This window comes from Vibrio sp. 1874 (assembly GCF_033344395.1).
GTDB classification, from domain to species: Bacteria; Pseudomonadota; Gammaproteobacteria; order Enterobacterales; family Vibrionaceae; genus Vibrio; species Vibrio alginolyticus.
Window position 1 is genome coordinate 1 of the sequence record NZ_JAWPOR010000191.1, and the last position, 1,027, is coordinate 1,027.

Below are 1,027 nucleotides of genomic sequence, written 5' to 3' on the forward strand. Positions count from 1 at the left end.
TAGCCTCTCCTGGAGGCTACTCCCTCAATGGACGAACATCACCACATCGTCGTTTTGACCAATGACCCCGGTTTCTTTGGCCCACTTCACTGCTTCACTGTGCGCCTGGTAGGAGCTGGAATACAGTTTCGGATCAAATTTCACCTCGCGTCCATCAGCCAGATAGATGATGCCTGCGTGATCGTCGTAAACATGAAGATTCTGTTGCATTCGACATTCCCCCTGTAGCTTGTCGTCAAAGCCAACTGACACCAGAAGACTTTGAGGACAAGCCACAGAGGCTTGACCAGAAAGAGAGGGGTTGCCCCCTCCCTTTGCGTTGACTATCAGCAGTAACCGAACGATTCAGCGATTCTCACGAAAGGACGAGAGATTGCCCAACCAGTAGGGATACACAAAGCGATGATAGCGATTTCCATGATGTTGCTCCTAAGCAAAAAGGGGCAACATCCCCGTCGGGGTATGGTTGCCCCGATGGGTTTGAAAGTGTCGAAGATTACTCAGCGACAGTTATTACCAAACAAGTTCCTTGCCCTTACGAAGGTAAGTCGGGATTTCGAGATAATCCCAGTCAGGTTCTTGTTTAGCGACTTCTTGAACTTGAGTTACCTCAGGTTCAACGACTGCTTTGGCTTGTTCAGCCTTGGCAGCACGTTCTTTGATGACGGCCTGTACAGACCGCATTGCAGGAACTGCGAATTTGTTCCAAAGGAACAAACCGATACGCTGGAACACTTTAGCGAGAACGATGAAGGAAAAAGCAAATGCCTTCGCGCCTACGTACAGTGCGCCCAGAGATGCAAGCAGAACTACAATGAAAGTGATGATGTGCATGGTGTTGCTCCTATGTAAAAAAACAGGGGCAACACCCGAAAACCGGGAGAAGCCCCCGGCTTGGGGTTAAGTAATGCCATACGGCATAAGACTAGATGCTGTTTGTTTTCGGAGACCAGCTATCTCACCTATAGCCGCAGAGCGACTAAGATGATTCAAATATAGCTCACCTTTGCTAAACAGAAAACGCTGT

The 1,027-nt window shown here is 48.9% G+C and carries 2 protein-coding genes; both read right to left on the reverse strand.

Features of this window, described 5'->3' with window-relative positions:
• Positions 1-24 precede the first annotated feature (24 nt).
• Entirely contained in the window at positions 25-210 is a 186-nt protein-coding gene (locus R8N46_RS25530) for a hypothetical protein (RefSeq protein ID WP_001186917.1), read from the reverse strand.
• Positions 211-513: 303 nt separating this feature from the next.
• Complete coding sequence (locus R8N46_RS25535; protein WP_000547566.1) at positions 514-834, reverse strand: hypothetical protein; 321 nt, start codon at positions 832-834, stop codon at positions 514-516.
• Positions 835-1,027 lie beyond the last annotated feature (193 nt).

Excerpts from the sequence above, each read along its gene's own strand:
- R8N46_RS25530 (WP_001186917.1), bottom strand. The coding sequence starts at position 210 with ATGCAACAGAATCTTCATGTTTACGACGATCACGCAGGCATCATCTAT.
- R8N46_RS25535 (WP_000547566.1), bottom strand. The coding sequence starts at position 834 with ATGCACATCATCACTTTCATTGTAGTTCTGCTTGCATCTCTGGGCGCA.